The following is an 18,940-nucleotide window of genomic DNA, read 5'->3' as shown; positions in this document are numbered from 1 at the left end:
CTTTTGGCAGTTGCATGTAAAAGAGAATGCTTTTCAACAAAAGTATGATAGGAAATATAAATAAAATAGCAATAAAGGCTTAAAAAGAACCTTTAATTGTGAAAGTTGCAGGGCAATTATTTTGTACGTTTTTCGGACAAGCCTTGTAATGCCCATTGTTTTGATAGCAAATTTTAATTTCTGTCAAAATGCTATTTGTTTTGTTCTGCTGGCAACTAAACTCAAATCCTTGGGGCGGCAAACCGGGGTTCAAACGCAACATACGGCTACGCAAAACCGCTGCCTGCATCACACGGGTCTCTTGGCTGGTTAATTCATCAGGAATTTTGAGCTTTTCCGCATAGTTAATCATCATACGAAAATATTGATTGGCTGGCATAGGCACACAGCCCCCAACGCCTTGCCACAATTGTTTACGTGCATTTTCATCAGGCATGACTCGCGCAACCACTTTCGCTTGAATCGGAGGTAAATTTAAAACCGTATGACTCGTACAATTACGCTGCGCTGCCACTTCAGGATAAAGCCCAAGAACATTCAGGGAATAACCCTCTAAACATTTGCGCTTTTTATTACGCTGAGGGTCAAGCGAGCATGCTGCAGGCACAAGCTGAATTTCCATGACATAACCCGCTGGTGCTGGGCTTGCATGTACAACTGCAGTACATATTCCCATACCCGCGATGCCATAAAAATATCGCAACAACTTGTTAGCATTCAACCTGCTTAACAGCATTTATGTTGTCCCCAGTTTTTTTAAATTTTTGGCGCCATTGACACAGGTATTATTGCGAATTTCTCAATGGAATCGCTTGCATACGCTGTCCAATCGTTTGTGAACCTTGCCCCAATAAGATACCGTAATGAGTCGCATTCGTCATTACATGTTTGACATAATCACGGGTTTCAGTGAGTGGAATCGTTTCTGTATATTGGTCAGCGGCAATCGGTTGTCCATCGGGTTGCCAACGTCGAGCACGATTTGGACCTGCATTATAGCCTGCTGTAGCAAGCACTGGACTATTGCTCAATTGACGTTGAATCATTGATAAATAGAAGGTGCCATAACGCACATTGGTATTCATGTCACTTAAGGCCGCAGGGTTATAGGTTTCCCCCATTTGGCGTGCCACCAGTTTGGCGGTATCCGGCATAATTTGCATGAGACCACCCGCACCAACATGGGAACGTGCACCAGTGACAAAACGACTTTCTTGACGCATTAAACCATACGCCCAAGCAGGATCAATGCCTGCATTTTGGCTATGTGCAACCACATAAGAACGGTGTGGCATCGCATAACGATAACCATAATTGTGTTTGGTTGTCGTACGATCTGCCGCATAAATGGCACGGTCATACCAACCCATATCGGTAGCACGTTTAGCGGCAGCCAAAATCAAACCATCATCATGTCGCAAATAAGCCTGTCGCACGGCCCAGTTCCATTCACGGTTCACAAAACTGTCCGAAGCACCAACGTTACGTAAAGCAAATGCACGGCGGAAGTGAATATCCTGACTCAAGCGCACTGCATCTTGATTGGTCGCTTCGCTATAGGCTGGAATATTATTATAGGCCTGCCCAATTCGGTCTTTGGCTAATAAATTATGGTAATCATCACCAACAGACAATTGACGATAAATATCTTGCGCTGCTTTTTTAGATTTTGAATCAGTTTGTTGTTCGTACGCACGTGCTAACCAATACTGCCAACGGTCTTCTTGACGTTGAGTTACACTCATTCCCTCAATGGCACGAAGCAGACTATTCCAGCCATTAAAACGAATCGCTTGGCGTGCGTAAATTTCAGCTTCTTCAGGACTCAGCGGTAAACCGTAACTCGCATCATAAAAATCGAGTACTTCACGATTAAAATTATTTTTCATCACCGTAGTACCACCGACATAAGCCACTGCACGGTACACAGCCTTTTGAGCATCTTCAGGTAATCCTTCTGCTACACGACGCGCGGTCGAGAATGCAGCATTTAAATCACTATCTGCTAAACGACCAATGGCATAAATAATATAGGCTTGATCTTCTTTGGTTGCTTTAGGTGCATTCCATAAATAGTTTAAAGCATTGGCTTGAATACTATTGAGCTGTGCCAAACTCAAATTGATGCCAATCGTTTGCGCTGTGGCAATGGCTTGACCTGGTTGACCTGCACGCAACTGCCCCCACAAACGTTGCTGACGATCTTGTGTCGTCATCAGTGGGCTAGAGAGCATCATCCGCCCTAAGCCCGTACACGAATCAGGTTGCGAATTGGTGGTGAGCCATACATCTTTATATTCAGCAAAGACCAATGGATCGCCTGATTTTGCACGAACCTGTGCCATAGCACAGCTTTCTGCTTGGTCAGGATTACTGACATATTGTAAAACTGGCTGAGCCGAAGCAAAGTCTGCCATTTTGACTTTTTCTTCAACATAATCTGCTGACAGTTTTTCTGCCATCGCAGACTGAGGATAACGCTGTGCAAAGTTCGTAATTGAACTGGTCGGTTGCGAAGCTAAATTGGTATTGAGCATCCAATATTCAGGATAATAACCCAATGCATCGTTTTGCATTTGAGATTGGTATTGTTGCAATAACGAAATATTACCGGCATTGGCTGCACGTAGTGCATCATTAAACTGTTCGTCTGCGGCTTGTGCAGAAATGCTGGCACACGCGGTCGCGACACCTAAGGCAAGTAATGGATAATAATTTTGAGATTTGAAAATTCGATTTAGCATCTACGACTTGCCTTCTATTTCTTGCATCGTTTTATGACATCGCCCATGACATTTTTGGTGCTCATGTTTAAATTTAGCTATGCAGCTACATTTGCAGTTTTCAACCAGTTTAATAAGTCTAAACCAACGATATTGTTCTGTTGTGTAACCTTATGATTAAACAATATTAATTTTCAAACATTTTTCGTTCACAAATCAATATTGATCATTGGTTATTTTAAACTATAAGTTTAGCTCGAATTACTGTTAAAATACGGCCCTTTCAAAATTTCCTTATACAGAACTTCGCCACTTAGCGCCAAATTGCGTGCAAAGCAGCCAATAATGTATATCTCAAATCTATCCTAGGAGCCTGCATGACGGTTCAAACCTTCATTCCAAATGCTGCCCCAGCTGCCTCAGAAAACACTGTCTCCCAGCCACAGCACACCCCAGCGAACGATACAGCAGTGAAAAAACTGTACATCGAAACGCAAGGGTGTCAGATGAATGAGTATGATAGTCACCGTATGGCTGACCTGTTAGGCGACTCACACGGTTATGTACTAACCAAAGACCCGAAAGATGCCGATATTCTATTAATGAATACCTGTTCTATTCGCGAAAAAGCACAAGAAAAAGTGTTTTCTGAATTGGGTCGCTGGCGCAAACTGAAAGAAAAAAATCCAGACTTAATTATTGGTGTGGGTGGTTGTGTTGCTTCACAAGAAGGCGACAACATTCAAAAACGTGCCAATTATGTCGACATGATTTTTGGTCCACAAACCTTGCACCGTTTACCTCAAATGCTTGATCAACATTTTGAGCAAGTTGAAAAGCCGAAAAAAGAAAAAATTAAACTGGTGGATATTTCTTTCCCAGATATTGAAAAATTCGACTTTTTACCTGAACCACGTGTGGAAGGTTACAAAGCTTTTGTTTCCATCATGGAAGGCTGTTCTAAATACTGCTCATTCTGTGTTGTACCTTATACACGCGGTGAAGAAGTTTCTCGCCCGCTCGATGACGTATTAGCAGAAATTGCAACACTGGCTGAAAAAGGTGTGCGTGAAATTTCGCTATTAGGTCAAAACGTCAATGGTTACCGTGGTGAAACCTTCGAAGGTGAAATTTGCACATTTGCAGATTTACTACGTTTGGTTGCAGAAATTCCGGGCATTGGCCGTCTGCGCTATACCACTTCTCACCCGCTTGAATTTAACGACGACTTAATTCAATGCTACCGTGATTTACCACAAATGGTTTCGCACCTTCATTTACCCGTACAAAGTGGGTCAAATGATGTGTTACAAGCCATGAAGCGTAACCACACCATTGATGTGTATATCGAAAAAATTGCCAAACTGCGTAAAGTTCGTCCAGATATGCATTTATCCAGTGACTTTATTATTGGTTTCCCTGGCGAAACAGATGAGAACTTTGAAGAAACCTATCAATTTATTAAAGATATGGACTTTGATCACTCCTACAGTTTTGTCTATTCAAAACGCCCAGGTACGCCTGCAGCAGAGCTTGAAGACACCACTTCTGAAGATGTGAAAAAAGAACGTTTGGCAAAAGTTCAAGACTGGATTAAACAATCAAGTATTGATAAGACCAATGCGATGTTGGGTAGCATTCAACGTGTGTTGATTGAGTCTGTTTCAGAAAAAGATCCAAACTTACTGATTGGTACTGCAGATAACACTCGTTTAGTGGGCTTTATTGGTGATCCAGCTTGGGTGGGTCGCTTTGCAGAGATTGAAATTACCGACATCAAAACTTTGAAGTTTGTTTACGGTGAACTCTTGAATCTTGAGCCTGACGTGGCGTAATGTAGAGGTATTCGCTAGACAACTTAAAGGAATACTCTTGACTGCAGCGATTCGACGTACAGTAACATTTCCTGGTATTTCAGTTGACCGTTTACAAAGCATGCTTGGTGCATATAACGGTCACCTGAAACAAATCGAACAACGTTTAGAAGTCCAAATTGCTCACCGAGGCGATGCCTTTTTTGTCGATGGTGATATTAATGCGGTAGAGCGAGCCGAAGGCTTGCTCCACCGTCTCTTTGAAGAATCCGAAAGCACCGCACAAATTACCGCAGATACCCTTCACCTTATGATTCAAGGCAGTCAAACTGACCGTGAAATTCAAGAAGATTTTGATGATCAGGAACATACTGGCTTAGAAGACGTTTATTTACAAACGCGTAAAGGCCGTATTAACCCTCGCGGTGCAAACCAAAAACGCTATGTACAGCGTATTTTACAAAGTGACATTTCTTTTGGTATTGGCCCTGCGGGTACGGGTAAAACCTATCTTGCAGTTGCTGCTGCCGTTGATATGCTCGAACGCAACGAAATTCAACGTATTTTATTGGTGCGCCCAGCCGTTGAAGCGGGTGAAAAACTGGGTTTCTTACCCGGTGATTTAAGCCAAAAAATTGACCCGTATTTGCGCCCTTTATATGACGCTTTATATGAAATGCTGGGTTTTGAAAAAGTCGCTAAGCTCATTGAGCGTCAAGTGATTGAAGTTGCACCCCTCGCTTATATGCGTGGTCGTACACTTAATCATTCATTTGTGATTTTAGACGAAGCACAAAACACCACGCCTGAACAAATGAAAATGTTTTTAACCCGTTTAGGTTTTGGTTCGCGTGCCGTGATTACCGGTGACATTACACAGGTCGATTTGCCTCGTGGCCAACAATCGGGCTTAGCGCATGCGCTTCGCGTGATTGATAAAATCAAAGAAATTCATATTACTCGTTTCCACTCTCGCGATGTCGTTCGTCATCAGCTGGTACAAAAAATTGTCGAAGCGTATGAGGGCTGGGACAGTGAACAACAGCGTTTAAGCGCAGAAGCCCGTGCAGAACGCAAAGCGCGTCAAGAAGCTCTCATTGCAGACAATGACGCCAAAGCCGATGCACAAAATGATGATAATTAAGGATTCATTTTGAAACTTAGCCTCTCCCTACAGCAGGATTTTCAAGCCCCTGAATTGGTATTGAAACGTGCTTATATCAAAAAAGTGGTAGAAACTACCCTTCGCTTTATTGATACCCAAAGTGATTGTGAAATTGGCATTGCCTGTGTAGACAACGAAGAAAGCCATAAACTGAATTTGGAATATCGAAAGAAAGACAAGCCAACCAATGTATTGTCTTTCCCCAGCGATTTACCAGATGAAATGGCTGCCGTCCTAGACGTATTTCCAATTGGTGATTTGGTCATTTGCATTCCCGTTGTACTGCGTGAAGCAAATGAACAACAAAAAGCGCCACTCACTCATTTTACGCACATGCTCGTTCATGGCACCTTGCATTTAATGGGCTATGACCATGAAACTTCTGAAGCCGATGCTGAAGAAATGGAAGCTTTGGAAATCGCAATTTTGGCGAAGCTTGGTTTTGACAACCCTTATTTAGAACAAGATTAAAACCTTAAAAAAGCGAACTTCGGTTCGCTTTTTTAACTTTGAGCTGAATATTCAACATCCCAATACATTAAATACAAAATCGTCAATAATAAGTAGTTAAAACAATGAAATATGTCGTTATTTTTAAAGCTCAGATATTAAATTTTGACGCGAGTTATGATCAGACCGCACAAGCCCTACGCGAAAAAGCCCTGAAACATTTTAACTGCCGCCACTTTGAAGCATTAAGCGAAAATGGGCAGGAAATTGCGTTGTCTTATTGGGACAGCCTTGCTGACATTCGAGCTTGGCATCAAGATGCAGAACATCAAGCCGCCCAGCTTTTAGGGAAAGAAAAATGGTATAAAAACTTTAGTGTCGATATTTGTGAAATTACAAAACAGTATGCCTCATGCTCAGCCACAGCGCACTAAGCCATAGCGACAGCCCCATCAACACTACACGAACGACCAAACCAATCATGACAAATTTAAACCATTCAAAGTGGGTATAACGCACATAGCTTTCGCCAAAGCGTTGCCTCATATTTGCAACTTGCTGACGTACAAATAAAAAATACCACAAGATTAAATACCAGAAAAAAAAGCCATTGACCATTGCGGTATTTGTGGGATAAGCCAAACTACAAATGACCGAGAGTAACCACACAGCTAAACCTGCGATCATCCAATTTTTTGCTTTGCTCGCCGCACCTCGATCATTCAGCTTTTGCGCATTTTTATACAGTAAATAACTACTACATATAGGGCTAACCAGAAGAGCCCAACAACCAGCAGCATTGGGATTCCATAATTTTAACGGCTTTTCTTGTAATTGAATTTCAGACATTGAATTTGCTTTTTCTATTTTAAAAACAAATATATCCTATGTTCTAATTCACTTCAAATTCTGCTTCTGCTGGGTCAAAACGCCATGTTCGCACAACACGAAGTTCAGAGATGTCTTTCATTTTAGAATCGAAATGAGCAAATGGTGCAGCTTTACGTACTGATGCTTTAGCCGCTTCGTCTAAAACAGGATGCCCAGAACTTTCCAGTAAACGAATTGCACGGATCCCCCCACTGGAATTTAAAATCACCATCAATTGCACTTCACCAGCTAAATTTTGTGCACGCGCCTGATCTGGATAGTTTTGGTTGCCATAAAATTCTACTTTTTGGCGGAATTTTTCCATATACGCAGCTGTATCATCTTGCTTGGCTTGCACACCATCAATGGTTTTAATTTTTTGCTGACGACTAAAGTTTTGCTGGCGTTGTAAATATTGCGCTTCAATACTGGCCACCATCGCTGCTTTGGCAGAAAACTGGCTTTGCAATTCTTCAGCTTGCTTTTTACGTTGATTCTCATCGGCCTGTTTTTGCCAACTGAGCGTGGTCATCAGCACTTTTTCTTCAAAGTTCAGTTCACGCTTTTGCTGAATTTTATCTAATGCTTGCTGTGCTTGCTCGCCACTGTCCTGATCAACCATGGGTGCAGGCATGTCGGTCGACATGCGGTGCTTCTCGCGAAACTTACCTGAGCCTTGTTGATCGGCTTGCGCAAGATAATCCGCATCTTCCACAGTCGTATCACTAGGCCGTAGGCTTACAGCAATTTCTTTAGTGGTTTCAAATGTTGCTTGTGGCACACCAAATTGCACCATTAACACCGAGATATGCAACACCGCAGCAGCAGTAAATGCACTGACAAATATTGGATCTTTCCACCACTCATTTTGCAACGGTTTGAATGTCTTTTTCTTCAGCATCACATTAATACGACAATTTGCCGAGTTCCCCAACAAGCATAAAAGAGTATAAAATAAACCTGGTTTTCATATTTTTATGAAAGCGAGAGGTTCATCAACAAATACACAACACATGACTCTGTGCACTTTAAAATCCTAAAAATGGTGCAATTTATTTTGCTAAACTGCAAGAAAGAAAACTTGTATTTTTTCAATTATTCGACAAGATACACTCCGCTAAAAAGCTTATTTGCCAGGATGCTTTCAATATGCAAACGCTTATTTCCAATATTTCTAAACGTATACGTCAGGTCTATCAACGAGCGGAAGGATTTATTGAAGACGAGCGCGAGTTTCCACTTTCTCAAGTTTTTTTAAATGCGACCTTTCAACGTTTTGTTACTGACAACGTCAAAATGCTCCAAGACTTGCATGCTGATTTGCATGATGATTGGTTACGTTTATATGCCACACTCAATTATAACGGTTTAGAAATTACGCTTACAGTTGACCTAAAATTGGTGCAAATGGAGCTTAACAAAACCACCCAATTAATTGTGTTTGAACAAATTAGCGACACCAAAGTTTTAGATGCCAAATACCCCAATATTTTTTATAAATTGGGCGTGAAATTTGCGCTGTTTTTCTATCAAAAAGTATTGAACGATGACCCACTCGGTATGATTTTAGAGAAACTGAATGTTATTAAAGTCAAAGATGATCTCTTGCATTTGGATTTGAACCGCTGGCTTGGCAAAAGCCGTTCGATTATTGACACCTTATCCAAAGTCCATGTCAATCATGCCATGCTCAGAGAAGCTGAATTGGTGGTGATTGGCAACGTCAACATTGCTGCTTTATTTAGTAAAATGGCAGCAGAACGGATAGAAGATTGGGACGAAGCACCAGAGTCCGATAGCGAAGTCACCCCGATCCAACAAAAGAGCAAATAACAGCAACTCGAACCAAAAACTGGTGTTAAAAATAAGCAGAAAATTACATTTCTTACGATATTTCGCTTATTTCTCCACAATCAAGGCGCATAATTCTATTTAATCGCAGAATATTCTGTATCAAACATAAGGCTTAAAAGGAAAAATACTGATGGCTAAATATGTGATGAAAACTTTTGGCATCGCAGCAGCTGTATCGACTGCAGTCCTTTGTTCAGGATTTGCAAGTACAGCTTTTGCCATGAGTCCCTATCAAGCAAGTTACCAATTTAACTATAACGGCAAAAACGTCGGCTCTGCCTCACGTAATTTGGCACAGTCGGGTAATAATTGGACCTATGTGTTTGCAGCCAAAGCCGTTGGCATGGCATCTGCGACCGAGACCAGTAACTTTAGCTTCAGCAATGGCAACATTAATTCAAAAAGCTTTAGCCGTACCAGCAAAATCCTGATTCATAACAATACCATGAGTATTAACTTCAACCCGAACAGCAAAATCATTAATACCAAAAAAGATGACAAAGCACGTTCATTTGCTTGGCAAAATGGTGTGTTAGATGAACTGAATGCTGAACTGCAAATCCGTGAAGATTTGAAAAATGGCGGTTTAAAATCTAAATACTACTTAGCTGATGCTAAAGAAGTAGAAGCACGTCGCTTTGTCAAACAAGGTAATGAGTCAGTTAAGACCACTTATGGAACTTTCGATACTATTAAAGTCGTGATGCAACACGATAAACCAGGTCGCGAAACAATTTTCTGGCTTGCACCGAAATTGGATTATCTTCCTGTAAAAGTGAGCCATGTCGATCAAAAAACATCATATTCTTTACTTTTGACAGGCTATAAGGGTCCAACTAAGTAAGTAAATTAGCCGATTTTGCTTGCATTTTCTGCGGTGCTTTTTAAAATACGCTTTTGCTTTAATGAGCACCCGCTCTTGAGGATTCTCCCGTGCATGCACTAGAACAGAAAATCTTAGCCGAAGGTATCGTTCTATCTGATGAAGTTTTGAAAGTCGATTCTTTCTTAAACCACCAAATTGACCCCGTAATGATGCAGCAAATTGGTCAAGAATTTGCACGCTTATTTAAAGATGCGGGCATTACTAAAATTATTACGATTGAAGCTTCAGGTATTGCACCTGCAGTGATGGCTGGTTTAGAGCTTGGTGTTCCAGTTATTTTTGCACGTAAATATCAATCTTTAACTTTAAAAGATGATTTATACCGCTCGAAAGTATTCTCTTTCACTAAACAAATTGAAAGCACCATTGCGATCTCTAAAAAGCATATCTATGCTACAGACAAAGTTTTAGTGATTGATGACTTCTTGGCAAATGGCCAAGCAGCATTAGGTCTTGCTGACTTAATTCATCAAGCCGAAGCATCTGTTGTTGGTATTGGTATTGTGATTGAAAAATCATTCCAACCAGGTCGCGATATTTTGCTTGAAAAAGGTTACCGTGTTGAATCATTGGCACGTGTTAAATCTTTGAGCAATGGTACTGTTGAATTTGTTCGTGACTAATTCAAAGACCATAAAAAAAAGCGCCATCTGGCGCTTTTTTTACATTTACAATTACTGTTTTTTCCAAACATGTTCGTTAATTTGTACAGGATTTGGAATTAACTTTAATTCGGAGAATAGGTCTGCAATTTTTTGCTGATCTTTTATCACAGCGTCATTCAAATAATAGGTTTGAACCGTATCTGGGCGCTTGGAAAGTACTTTTTCAGCCACGGTACGATCAATGCCTGTGCTTTCTGCCAAAATTTGAATCGCTTCTTGTGGATGTGCTTTAATCCATTCATCTGTTGCATTTAATGTATCAACAATTTTTTGAGCATCTTTTGGATGTGCTTTTAAAAATTGTGGTGTAGACAAATAAAAACTATAAACTGAATGTAATTGTGACGAATCAAAAATAACGCGGGTATCCCCTTTTAGCGCAGCAGCACTTGCATACGGATCCCATACAGCCCACGCATCAATTGAACCTTTATCTAAAGCTGCTCGTGCATCTGCAGGTGTTAACCAAATAGGCTGAATATCTTGCCAAGACAAATTGGCTTTATTTAAAACCTGTGCCACGAAATAATGCGCACTTGAGCCCTTAGTTAAAGCAATACGCTTGCCCTTTAAGTCTGCTAAATTTTGAATTGTGCTGTTTTTAGGCACTAACAAATCATGTGAACTTTTAGAGTTAATTTCATAACCTAAATAATCAATGGGTTTATTTGCAGATAAGGCAAAAATAACAGGCGTATCCCCTGTATAACCAAAATCAATTGCGCCTACATTGAGTGCCTCTAAAGTTTGTGGTCCCGCAGGAAATTCCTTCCATTCAACTTTTACATTTGGAAATGCTTGCTCAAAAGCTTGTGTCTTTTTAGCCACAATTAATTTGAGTGCTGCTTTTTGATAGCCAATATTCAATTGCTTTAAAGATTGTTCTGAAACTTGTTCTTGATTCGTCGTTTTATTTTTTTGATCACAAGCAATCAACCCCAAACTTAAACTGATCGCGGCAACAGATGCCAGAATTTTTTTCATGTAGTATCCAATATATTCTTGAAAAATTTATACTGCACACCTTAGCGAGTTTCAGTTTTCAGCTGAAATCATTTTTTATCACAACTAAATCTCAGAAATTAATTTAATATTACAAAATTGCTGAATATAAATTTGGTCGTTTAGGTCAGCATAAGTCAGTGAAAAACCTGTTTTAATAACAACTGAAATCAATACGATTGTGTAGATGGATCTAGATCACACTCTCAAGAATGAATGAGCTCAACACTATGAATGAACTTCCCACTGTACAATGCCCAAAATGCGCTTCAAACGACGTCGAAGCACGTAATCACGAACAAACCCTACAAAAAATTGGTGGCGTTTTACTTAGTGGCGCAGGCACTGCTGCTGGTACAGTCGGAGGCGCAGCCTCAGGGGCATCTATAGGCGCAGCCATTGGCGGCGTAACAGCTGGGCCTTTGGGTGTAATTATGGGTGCAACAATTGGTACATTCGTGGGTGCAATTAGTATAGGCGTAACAGGTGGCTTTTTAGGACATCGTGTCGGTAAAAAAGCAGGCCAAATAGTCGATAAAAATATCTTCCTCGACTATCAATGCAAAGCCTGTAAACATCGATTTGCGGTACAGCATGCTGTGCAAATTAACAAAGAATAACGCGTACACCCATAAAAAAGCGCTCAAAGAGCGCTTTTGGGTTATTTTTTTACACTACTCGCTGTTGCATGCGGTGGTTCAGCCTGCGTCGTCACTGGCTGTTGTGTAGTTGTTTGTTGCTTTTTTTCAGGCGGAAATTCAAAACTATGTAACACACTCATTGCAAATGAAGCAGAAGAAACTGTGAAAGTTAAAAAAACACCAAAAGTAAACCGAAGAGAAGAAGACCACATAAAAGACCCCAAATTTAAAAATATGCGAAAAGCCAATCGGCTTGCATAGATAAGTATAAAAAGCATGTGTATTAAATGTGATCTAGTCGTCTTTTTACATCCCTCAAAATAGGTATATTTCAATCTATAACAATGAGATATTTTGTTTTTATATTTAAATTTTTACAAATATAACTGCTACTTGTATAGTAATAACTTTGCCTGTAGATCATTCAAACAGGCAAAGTTACAGGTTTTAGCCCACCAGCTTTTGTACTACTTGTGCCAAACGTTTACCTTGCTCTTCACACAAGATTTTTTCATCTTGACTGATAGATAAATCATGACGTGGCCCACTCACATGACTTGCCCCATACGGCGTACCACCAGTTTTCGTATTCGACAGCGCTAGGGCTGAATTGCTTAAGCCTAAAATCATCATGCCGTGGTGGAATAAGGGTGGAAGCATAGTTAACAGAGTGCTTTCTTGACCACCATGCATTGAACCTGACGACGTAAAGACACACGCGGGCTTGCCATGCAATGCGCCATTTAACCAAAGACTGGTGGTTTGATCGAGGAAGTATTTCATTTCCGATGCCATATTGCCAAAACGGGTTGGTGAACCCAAAGCCAACCCAGCACAATTGGCCAAATCATCCAAGCTACAATAAATATCCCCTTCTTCTGGAATGCTAGCTGCAGCTACAGTCACCACGGTGGACAATTGAGGAACTGTGCGAATTTTTACTTGCATGCCTGTAGACTCAATACCATTTGCAATCAAGTGTGCCATTTCTTTGGTTGCGCCATTTTTACTGTAATACAGAACTAAAATATAAGGTTGCATGGTGATTTAGGCGGTGTAATTAAAAAATAAACTATACGGTATTTTGTCCAGTTTTTGGTTAAGCTTAGAGCCGAATGTTGAAAAATGATGATTAGAACAATTGAGGCTGTAATTTATGATTGCCGAATATTTCAAGAAACTTCCCTTTTATGACAAAAAATGGTTTCAGTTTGTTTTATTCGTTATACGGCGTTTCGAGGCCGATCGTTGTCGTGAGCAAGCAGGTTCTTTGACCTACACCACGCTGTTTGCTGTCGTGCCGATGCTGACAGTATTTTTGGTGATTATCTCTTCCATTAAAGCGCTTGAACCTGCGCGCCAACAACTCCAGCAACTGATTTATAGTAATTTTTTACCTAAAACGACCATTGCCTTTGATAAAGCACTCAATGCATTCACTGATAAATCGAGTAATTTAACCGTTATTGGTATTCTATTTTTATTCATCACTACCGTGATGATGTTGACCAGCATTGAAACTGTGTTTAACCGCATTTGGCGTGTAACCGAAACCCGTGGTGGCATTTTAGGCTTTATGCGTTACTGGACCATTATTTCTCTTGGGCCAATTCTATTGGGCAGCGCATTTGTCATTTCGTCTACCATGGCCTCACTAAATGTTCTTAACAATAACTTTGCAGGCTATGAACTTGATGGTGAGTTTATATTGTGGCTCATCTCATTTGGTTTAACCATTTTAGGATTTTTCATCTTAAATTGGACCATTCCCAATCGGAATGTACCTCTAAAAGCAGCCTTAATTGCAGGCTTATTTAGCGCAACCGTATTTGAACTCCTCAAAAATCTATTTGGGTTTGTAATGAGTAACTTCACCAGCTATGAACTCATTTATGGTGCATTTGCAGCGATTCCTATTTTCCTGCTGTGGATTTTTTTATCTTGGAATATCGTGTTGTTGGGGGTAGAAATCAGTTATGCACTTACCGCCTTTGATGCCGATGCAAGTCGTGACCGCAAACGCCATCCAGTAATTATGTTGCTGGATCTGCTCGAGCTGTTCTATCAAAAGCAAAAAGTTGGTCTGAGCGTTAGTGAGTCCGAAGCTTTGGAAGTGTTAGGTCGTGATGAAATTGGTCGCTGGCCGAGCTATGTCAAATTACTCGAAAAACAAAATTTGATTACCCGTACAGATACCAATAACTTTGTACTCGCACGTAATCTGGCACAAATTGATTTTTGGACTTTTTACTCACAGCTTCCTTATCCACTGCCACATCGTAAAGATATTGGCAATATTCATGCAGATGATGAATGGATGGAAAAAATTGGCCCAGCTTTGATTGAGTCCGATGATTATTTAGCGGCTAAATTGGCCATTCCGTTATCGACGATTTTGGAATCTAAATAAATACTCAGCCTATTGAATAAAAAAGCCTCATAGATTGAGGCTTTTTGATTATTTCGTTGCTTTACATCACTTTTTAGCGACTTGGCTGTTTAGCGCGCCCAGATAAACTCACAATCAGCACACCAAGCATTACCATGCTGGTACCAATAATAAAGGCGCGTTCTAAAGGCTCATTTAAAATAACTACACCAAACAGAATACCAAATAGAGGGGTTAGAAAAGAAAACACCCCTAAACGTGAAGCTAAATATTTTTTAAGCAACCAAAACCAAATGAGATAGCTTGCAAATGAAATCAATACTGCATGAAACAGTAGACTCGTGAGAGTCAGCATCGACCAACTGATTTCGCTTTGTCCCAATATAAATGCCATAGGTAACAAGCAAATAAAGCCACCGAATAATTGATAAAACAAAGTTTGTGTAGCAGGTGCTTCAGACAAATTTGTTAATCGCACGGCAAGCGTTGTGGAGGCCCAAAATATGCCAGCGCATAGTGCCAGTAAGTCACCCAAAATCACATGGCTTAAGCTTTGCACGGATGATTCACGCTCACCTCCCCAAAAGGTGGTCACAATGCCTAAAAATGCAATTGCAATACCGCTCCACTGTTTCCACGTCAGGCGTTCTGCTGGTAATTTCCAATGTAAGCCCAATGCCACAAAGATAGGCGCTGTATATAACAAAACAACCGTATGTGAGGCTGTCGTAAATCGCAAAGCTTCGGCCAATAAACAAAATTCCGTGGCAAATAGACCTGCAACCAATGCCCCTGAAAACCAATACTGGCGTGACCACAAGGACTGCCCCTGCGCTAACTTAATCAGTGGAAAAACTAGCAATGCAGATAAACCTGAACGCAAAGCCATTTGCATCAAAGGTGAAATATCTGCTGCAGCCAATTTCACAACAATCTGTTGTAGCCCCCACAATATACATAAGCCAAACATGATTGATGAAGCTTTGGCATCCAATGCCTGACGTTCTTGCACACCGTCTACTCGTTGCTCTAAACCTCAACACAGTAACATTGTCGTACCTAAAAAACACGAGTCAACATTGACTTTTTAATTTCTTATCACGCGAGCTTTTATAGATAGATCAAATACTTCCGAGCAGATAGCGCTTGAATGAGGCGTTGAAGCACCTGAGCAGACCAAGCTGGCTTATTTTATAAAATGAATATGCGCCCATGTACGTGCAATTTGGCGATGTAAACTTACAGTCATCACCCCCAACATAACGAAGCCCGTACCCATCAGAAAATTCAGCTCAATCTGTTCATGCAAAAAAACCACCCCAAACAGCATGCCAAAAATAGGCGTAAGAAATGAAAATACCCCTAAGCTATTGGCCAAATATTGGCGTAATAACCAAAACCACAGCATGAGGCTAAAAAACGACATGATCAGCACATTAAATAATGTGCTCCCCAAAACCACCCAGCTCCAATGAATCGTACTTTGGCCTGTGATATATGCCAATGGGAGTAAAATTAAAAAACTACCCAGCAATTGATAAAACAGCGTTTGAGTTGCTGGCGCATCTGCCAATTTTGTTAAGCGTAGTGAAATGGTGGTTAAAGCCCACATCATACCCGCCATTAGGGCCAAAAAATCTCCCCAAAGCGCATGTGTTAAATCACCTGCTGTGTCACCACGCCCCATAAAGAACAACACAACGCCTGAAAAAGCGAGGAAAATACCGCCCCATTGAATCAAATTCAATTGTTCTGCTGGCAATTTCCAATGTAAACCCAGCGCAACAAAAATAGGCGCGGTATACAGCAACACGACCGTATGTGAAGCCGTGGTATAGCGTAGCGCTTCAGCCACAAAAAGAAATTCGGCTGAAAATAAAATAGCCAGCCACAGACCAGGAAGCAGATAGTCTTTATGATATAAATCTGAAACATGCTTCAGACGAAGTAGTGGAATCACCAACAGAACGGATAAACCTGAACGAAGCGCAATTTGCATAATCGGGCTAATATCGGGCGCGGCCCACTTCAGCACGACCTGCTGAATTCCCCAAATCATACACAATAAAATCATCCAACCCGATGCTTGTGCATCGAGTGCTTTACGCTGTTCCACGGCCATTGCTCAAAACTAAAAGAGCCTACTACTATAGACCTGTCACAAATCAAATATATAGTTTAAAACAGACAAGTCATTATTGAATTCAGGCAATTTCCAACATGCCAAATCGCACTAATGCATCACGCCCTTTGGGCATGCAACTCAAAACCAATGACCATATAGACGCTGCACTTTGGATTAGCTTCCGAGATGACCCAGCGCAATCCATTTACCCCACACATGGCCATGCATGGGGTGAGTTTATTTATGCCTTTGACGGCATTATGGAACTCAATATTGATCAAATTGATTATATCACCCCACCACCGCACGGCATTTGGTTGCCTCCAAACGTCAAACACAGCGGCTTAAATCGTACGGCGGTGTCTCATGGCACGCTGTATATCCATGAAAGCCTATGTCAGGACTTACCCCAACAAGCAGGTATTTTACTAAGCTCGCCTTTGATTTCTGCCCTATTTGAACATTTAAGACAAACACCAAATGCTGTATCCAACGCCGAACACCAACGCTTACTCACTGTACTGGTCGACCAACTTAAACATGCCCAATTAGTCAGCAGTTATTTGCCTCATTCTGAGCATCCGACACTGCAAGCCTTACTCAATGATTTACACCAAGCCCCTGCCAATCATCTGTCTTTGGCTATGCTTGCCAAACAATACAATATGACTGAGCGTACCCTTGCCCGACTCAGTCAAAAAGAATTAGGCATGTCATTGCATGAGTGGCGCCAGCGCCTAAAAGTGATTAAGGCCATGAGCTTACTGAACCGAGGTCATACGGTAGAAAGTATTGCCTTCGACTTAGGTTATGCCAATGCATCTGCTTTTATTAATATGTTTAAACGCTGGATGCATATTAGCCCCGATCAGTTTCGTAAAAAATTTTCCAGATAAAAACCGCTCTCTGTTTGCTCAAATTAACTGTTCTAAAGTAAATTTCGCTGTGCCTTACATTTACGCAGACATAAAAAAAGGACTGTCTCTACAGTCCCTTTTGATGAATTCAATTACTTTACAAAGGTCGTCCAAACATAATCTTGTTGCTGACCCTGTAAAGTCATACTCAACTGATCACCAGCCTGTAAGGCCGCGACACCTGCAGGTGTTCCTGTCATCACAACATCACCAGCTTCTAAGGTAAACACTTGGCTAATGTCTGCCAGCAACGTTCCTACATCAAAAATCAGCAATGCCGTATCACCCTTTTGACGGAGTTCATCATTAACTTGCAAAGTGTAATGCACATCTTTCCAGTCACTGACAACCGATGAAACATCTACCCAATCTGCCAACATGCATGAACCGTCATACGCTTTTGCACGTTCCCAAGGCTGACCTTTCTTTTTCAAATCATCTTGCAAATCACGCAAAGTTAAATCCAAACCTAAAGTTACCGCATCTACCGCTTGCAATGCCTTTTGTGGATCAGTTTCTGCTTTTAAAGTTTGCCCAATACGCAAAGTCAACTCACACTCGTAATGACAACTACCCAGGGTTTTATTCCAGTCAATGCCAGCATCTAAAGCAGATAAAGCACTCGGTGGCTTCATAAACAAAACAGGACGATCAGGTACTGCATTTCCTAACTCTTTTGCATGATCAGCATAGCTGCGGCCGACACATATAATTTTTGATGGACGTGTAGTCATGATCTTCCCTTCTGTTTTAAGCTCAATTATTTCTTAAATGTATTTTCAAAAATGCTTTGATCAGCTGGATTGCTAAACGCGCGCTTAGGAATAATCACCACTGTACGGTTTTTCATTTCCAACATATACGTCAGTTTACCTGAGGCAAAAGTTGCGACTTCGGCATAGTTGAAAATATTTTTACGCTCATTGGCAAAAATTTCACCATGATCTTGATACAGATCAATGCCTTGCTCACTCTTACCAAATTGATACTTAATAAACTGACGCTTAAACATCATTGGTAAAAACCAATAGCGCATGAGCAATTGCATGATTAAAAAGAATGCGCCTAAAGCCACGTAATAGCGACCTACACCACTGAAACCTAAAGAAAAACCCCAAATAATAATACCAATGCTAATCAATGGCGTAATAAAGCGTGTGAACTGCTTCTTACCAAAAGTAGCCAAGGCAAAACCATCTTGAGATTCTTCTAAATTCAAGGTGTAACGTAACGACAATGCGGGTTGAGTCTCTGACATCTGCTCACATACATATTTTAAAATATAAATTGAACTAGATATTACACCAGAATAGGGTGATTTCTTATTCTTTTTAGCATCAGAAATACACACTTCGGCGCTGTTCTTTTGCTTTAAAATGCGCTAAAACTGCCAACAAATAAAAAATGCATATTACAGGATGTCCTATGCAGCAGATTCA

21 protein-coding genes are annotated in these 18,940 nt (G+C 40.8%); 10 read left to right on the top strand and 11 right to left on the bottom strand.

The genetic code is table 11. The features are described from left to right. Positions 1-79: 79 nt before the first annotated feature. Both C9E88_RS02600 and C9E88_RS02595 read right to left on the bottom strand, forming a co-directional pair. Positions 80-676 carry a ribonuclease T2 family protein gene (locus C9E88_RS02600; protein WP_106984081.1) on the bottom strand — a complete coding sequence of 199 codons (597 nt, stop codon included), beginning with the start codon at positions 674-676 and terminating at the stop codon, positions 80-82. Positions 677-785: 109 nt separating this feature from the next. Beyond that, complete coding sequence (locus C9E88_RS02595) at positions 786-2,744, bottom strand: lytic transglycosylase domain-containing protein (RefSeq protein ID WP_106984080.1); 1,959 nt, start codon at positions 2,742-2,744, stop codon at positions 786-788. Positions 2,745-3,100: 356 nt separating this feature from the next. Here C9E88_RS02595 and miaB point away from each other — a divergent pair, with 356 nt between their 5' ends. The 4 genes from miaB (at position 3,101) to C9E88_RS02575 (ending at position 6,586) form a co-directional block, all read left to right on the top strand. Next, positions 3,101-4,558, top strand: coding sequence for a tRNA (N6-isopentenyl adenosine(37)-C2)-methylthiotransferase MiaB (gene miaB / locus C9E88_RS02590; RefSeq protein WP_106984079.1), 1,458 nt, complete (start codon positions 3,101-3,103; stop codon positions 4,556-4,558). Positions 4,559-4,595: 37 nt separating this feature from the next. Continuing rightward, on the top strand, positions 4,596-5,681 hold the full coding sequence (locus C9E88_RS02585) for a PhoH family protein (RefSeq protein ID WP_106984078.1): 1,086 nt from the start codon (positions 4,596-4,598) through the stop codon (positions 5,679-5,681). A gap of 9 nt (positions 5,682-5,690) precedes the next feature. Then, positions 5,691-6,173: an rRNA maturation RNase YbeY gene (gene ybeY / locus C9E88_RS02580; RefSeq protein ID WP_106984077.1), complete on the top strand. Its 483-nt coding sequence runs from the start codon at positions 5,691-5,693 to the stop codon at positions 6,171-6,173. A 104-nt stretch (positions 6,174-6,277) separates the two neighbouring features. Continuing rightward, entirely contained in the window at positions 6,278-6,586 is a 309-nt protein-coding gene (locus tag C9E88_RS02575; RefSeq protein WP_106984076.1) for an antibiotic biosynthesis monooxygenase family protein, read from the top strand. Here C9E88_RS02575 and C9E88_RS02570 read toward each other — a convergent pair. After that, positions 6,546-7,001, bottom strand: a complete 456-nt coding sequence (locus tag C9E88_RS02570; RefSeq protein ID WP_106984075.1) for a hypothetical protein — start codon at positions 6,999-7,001, stop codon at positions 6,546-6,548. The two genes, C9E88_RS02575 and C9E88_RS02570, sit on opposite strands and share 41 nt — an antisense overlap. 43 nt (positions 7,002-7,044) lie before the next feature. After that, complete coding sequence (locus C9E88_RS02565; RefSeq protein WP_106984074.1) at positions 7,045-7,923, bottom strand: energy transducer TonB; 879 nt, start codon at positions 7,921-7,923, stop codon at positions 7,045-7,047. A gap of 248 nt (positions 7,924-8,171) precedes the next feature. On the opposite strand from C9E88_RS02565, the gene C9E88_RS02560 reads away from it, so the two are divergent. From C9E88_RS02560 to C9E88_RS02550, 3 genes are all read left to right on the top strand, one after another. Beyond that, positions 8,172-8,855: a hypothetical protein gene (locus C9E88_RS02560; RefSeq protein WP_106984073.1), complete on the top strand. Its 684-nt coding sequence runs from the start codon at positions 8,172-8,174 to the stop codon at positions 8,853-8,855. 151 nt (positions 8,856-9,006) lie between these two features. Continuing rightward, on the top strand, positions 9,007-9,720 hold the full coding sequence (locus C9E88_RS02555; RefSeq protein WP_106984072.1) for a DUF3108 domain-containing protein: 714 nt from the start codon (positions 9,007-9,009) through the stop codon (positions 9,718-9,720). An 89-nt stretch (positions 9,721-9,809) separates the two neighbouring features. Continuing rightward, a complete protein-coding gene (locus C9E88_RS02550) occupies positions 9,810-10,385 on the top strand; it encodes a xanthine phosphoribosyltransferase (protein WP_106984071.1) in 576 nt (191 codons plus the stop codon). Positions 10,386-10,436: 51 nt separating this feature from the next. On the opposite strand, the gene C9E88_RS02545 is transcribed toward C9E88_RS02550, so the two are convergent. After that, positions 10,437-11,411: an aliphatic sulfonate ABC transporter substrate-binding protein gene (locus tag C9E88_RS02545; protein WP_106984070.1), complete on the bottom strand. Its 975-nt coding sequence runs from the start codon at positions 11,409-11,411 to the stop codon at positions 10,437-10,439. Between the two features lie 248 nt (positions 11,412-11,659). Between C9E88_RS02545 and C9E88_RS02540 the strand changes: the two genes are divergently transcribed. After that, complete coding sequence (locus C9E88_RS02540) at positions 11,660-12,049, top strand: hypothetical protein (RefSeq protein WP_106984069.1); 390 nt, start codon at positions 11,660-11,662, stop codon at positions 12,047-12,049. A gap of 41 nt (positions 12,050-12,090) precedes the next feature. On the opposite strand, the gene C9E88_RS02535 is transcribed toward C9E88_RS02540, so the two are convergent. After that, on the bottom strand, positions 12,091-12,282 hold the full coding sequence (locus tag C9E88_RS02535; protein WP_106984068.1) for a hypothetical protein: 192 nt from the start codon (positions 12,280-12,282) through the stop codon (positions 12,091-12,093). Positions 12,283-12,517: 235 nt separating this feature from the next. Next, on the bottom strand, positions 12,518-13,111 hold the full coding sequence (wrbA, locus tag C9E88_RS02530) for an NAD(P)H:quinone oxidoreductase (protein WP_106984067.1): 594 nt from the start codon (positions 13,109-13,111) through the stop codon (positions 12,518-12,520). A gap of 115 nt (positions 13,112-13,226) precedes the next feature. Between wrbA and C9E88_RS02525 the strand changes: the two genes are divergently transcribed. After that, a complete protein-coding gene (locus C9E88_RS02525; RefSeq protein ID WP_106984066.1) occupies positions 13,227-14,480 on the top strand; it encodes a YihY family inner membrane protein in 1,254 nt (417 codons plus the stop codon). 73 nt (positions 14,481-14,553) lie between these two features. Here the strand turns inward: C9E88_RS02525 and C9E88_RS02520 are convergent, their stop codons facing one another. Then, a complete protein-coding gene (locus C9E88_RS02520; protein WP_106984065.1) occupies positions 14,554-15,471 on the bottom strand; it encodes a DMT family transporter in 918 nt (305 codons plus the stop codon). 174 nt (positions 15,472-15,645) lie between these two features. Further along, complete coding sequence (locus tag C9E88_RS02515) at positions 15,646-16,575, bottom strand: DMT family transporter (protein ID WP_106984107.1); 930 nt, start codon at positions 16,573-16,575, stop codon at positions 15,646-15,648. A gap of 104 nt (positions 16,576-16,679) precedes the next feature. Between C9E88_RS02515 and C9E88_RS02510 the strand changes: the two genes are divergently transcribed. After that, a complete protein-coding gene (locus C9E88_RS02510) occupies positions 16,680-17,480 on the top strand; it encodes an AraC family transcriptional regulator (RefSeq protein ID WP_194229666.1) in 801 nt (266 codons plus the stop codon). A gap of 113 nt (positions 17,481-17,593) precedes the next feature. Here the strand turns inward: C9E88_RS02510 and C9E88_RS02505 are convergent, their stop codons facing one another. Then, positions 17,594-18,235 (bottom strand): fumarylacetoacetate hydrolase family protein, encoded by a 642-nt coding sequence (locus C9E88_RS02505; protein ID WP_106984064.1) that lies wholly within the window; start codon positions 18,233-18,235, stop codon positions 17,594-17,596. Between the two features lie 26 nt (positions 18,236-18,261). Further along, the gene (locus tag C9E88_RS02500; RefSeq protein ID WP_106984063.1) at positions 18,262-18,759 is read right to left on the bottom strand and encodes a YcxB family protein; all 498 of its coding nucleotides are present in this window, start codon (positions 18,757-18,759) and stop codon (positions 18,262-18,264) included. Positions 18,760-18,940: the final 181 nt, after the last annotated feature.

The sequence above is a fragment of the Acinetobacter cumulans genome, assembly GCF_003024525.3.
Lineage (GTDB): Bacteria > Pseudomonadota > Gammaproteobacteria > Pseudomonadales > Moraxellaceae > Acinetobacter > Acinetobacter cumulans.
This window is presented reverse-complemented; position numbering and strand designations above follow the sequence as displayed.

Excerpts from the sequence above, each read along its gene's own strand:
- C9E88_RS02600 (WP_106984081.1), bottom strand. The coding sequence starts at position 676 with ATGGGAATATGTACTGCAGTTGTACATGCAAGCCCAGCACCAGCGGGT.
- C9E88_RS02595 (WP_106984080.1), bottom strand. The coding sequence starts at position 2,744 with ATGCTAAATCGAATTTTCAAATCTCAAAATTATTATCCATTACTTGCC.
- miaB (WP_106984079.1), top strand. The coding sequence starts at position 3,101 with ATGACGGTTCAAACCTTCATTCCAAATGCTGCCCCAGCTGCCTCAGAA.
- C9E88_RS02575 (WP_106984076.1), top strand. The coding sequence starts at position 6,278 with ATGAAATATGTCGTTATTTTTAAAGCTCAGATATTAAATTTTGACGCG.
- C9E88_RS02570 (WP_106984075.1), bottom strand. The coding sequence starts at position 7,001 with ATGTCTGAAATTCAATTACAAGAAAAGCCGTTAAAATTATGGAATCCC.
- C9E88_RS02565 (WP_106984074.1), bottom strand. The coding sequence starts at position 7,923 with ATGCTGAAGAAAAAGACATTCAAACCGTTGCAAAATGAGTGGTGGAAA.
- C9E88_RS02560 (WP_106984073.1), top strand. The coding sequence starts at position 8,172 with ATGCAAACGCTTATTTCCAATATTTCTAAACGTATACGTCAGGTCTAT.
- C9E88_RS02555 (WP_106984072.1), top strand. The coding sequence starts at position 9,007 with ATGGCTAAATATGTGATGAAAACTTTTGGCATCGCAGCAGCTGTATCG.
- C9E88_RS02545 (WP_106984070.1), bottom strand. The coding sequence starts at position 11,411 with ATGAAAAAAATTCTGGCATCTGTTGCCGCGATCAGTTTAAGTTTGGGG.
- C9E88_RS02540 (WP_106984069.1), top strand. The coding sequence starts at position 11,660 with ATGAATGAACTTCCCACTGTACAATGCCCAAAATGCGCTTCAAACGAC.
- C9E88_RS02535 (WP_106984068.1), bottom strand. The coding sequence starts at position 12,282 with ATGTGGTCTTCTTCTCTTCGGTTTACTTTTGGTGTTTTTTTAACTTTC.
- wrbA (WP_106984067.1), bottom strand. The coding sequence starts at position 13,111 with ATGCAACCTTATATTTTAGTTCTGTATTACAGTAAAAATGGCGCAACC.
- C9E88_RS02525 (WP_106984066.1), top strand. The coding sequence starts at position 13,227 with ATGATTGCCGAATATTTCAAGAAACTTCCCTTTTATGACAAAAAATGG.
- C9E88_RS02510 (WP_194229666.1), top strand. The coding sequence starts at position 16,680 with ATGCCAAATCGCACTAATGCATCACGCCCTTTGGGCATGCAACTCAAA.
- C9E88_RS02505 (WP_106984064.1), bottom strand. The coding sequence starts at position 18,235 with ATGACTACACGTCCATCAAAAATTATATGTGTCGGCCGCAGCTATGCT.
- C9E88_RS02500 (WP_106984063.1), bottom strand. The coding sequence starts at position 18,759 with ATGTCAGAGACTCAACCCGCATTGTCGTTACGTTACACCTTGAATTTA.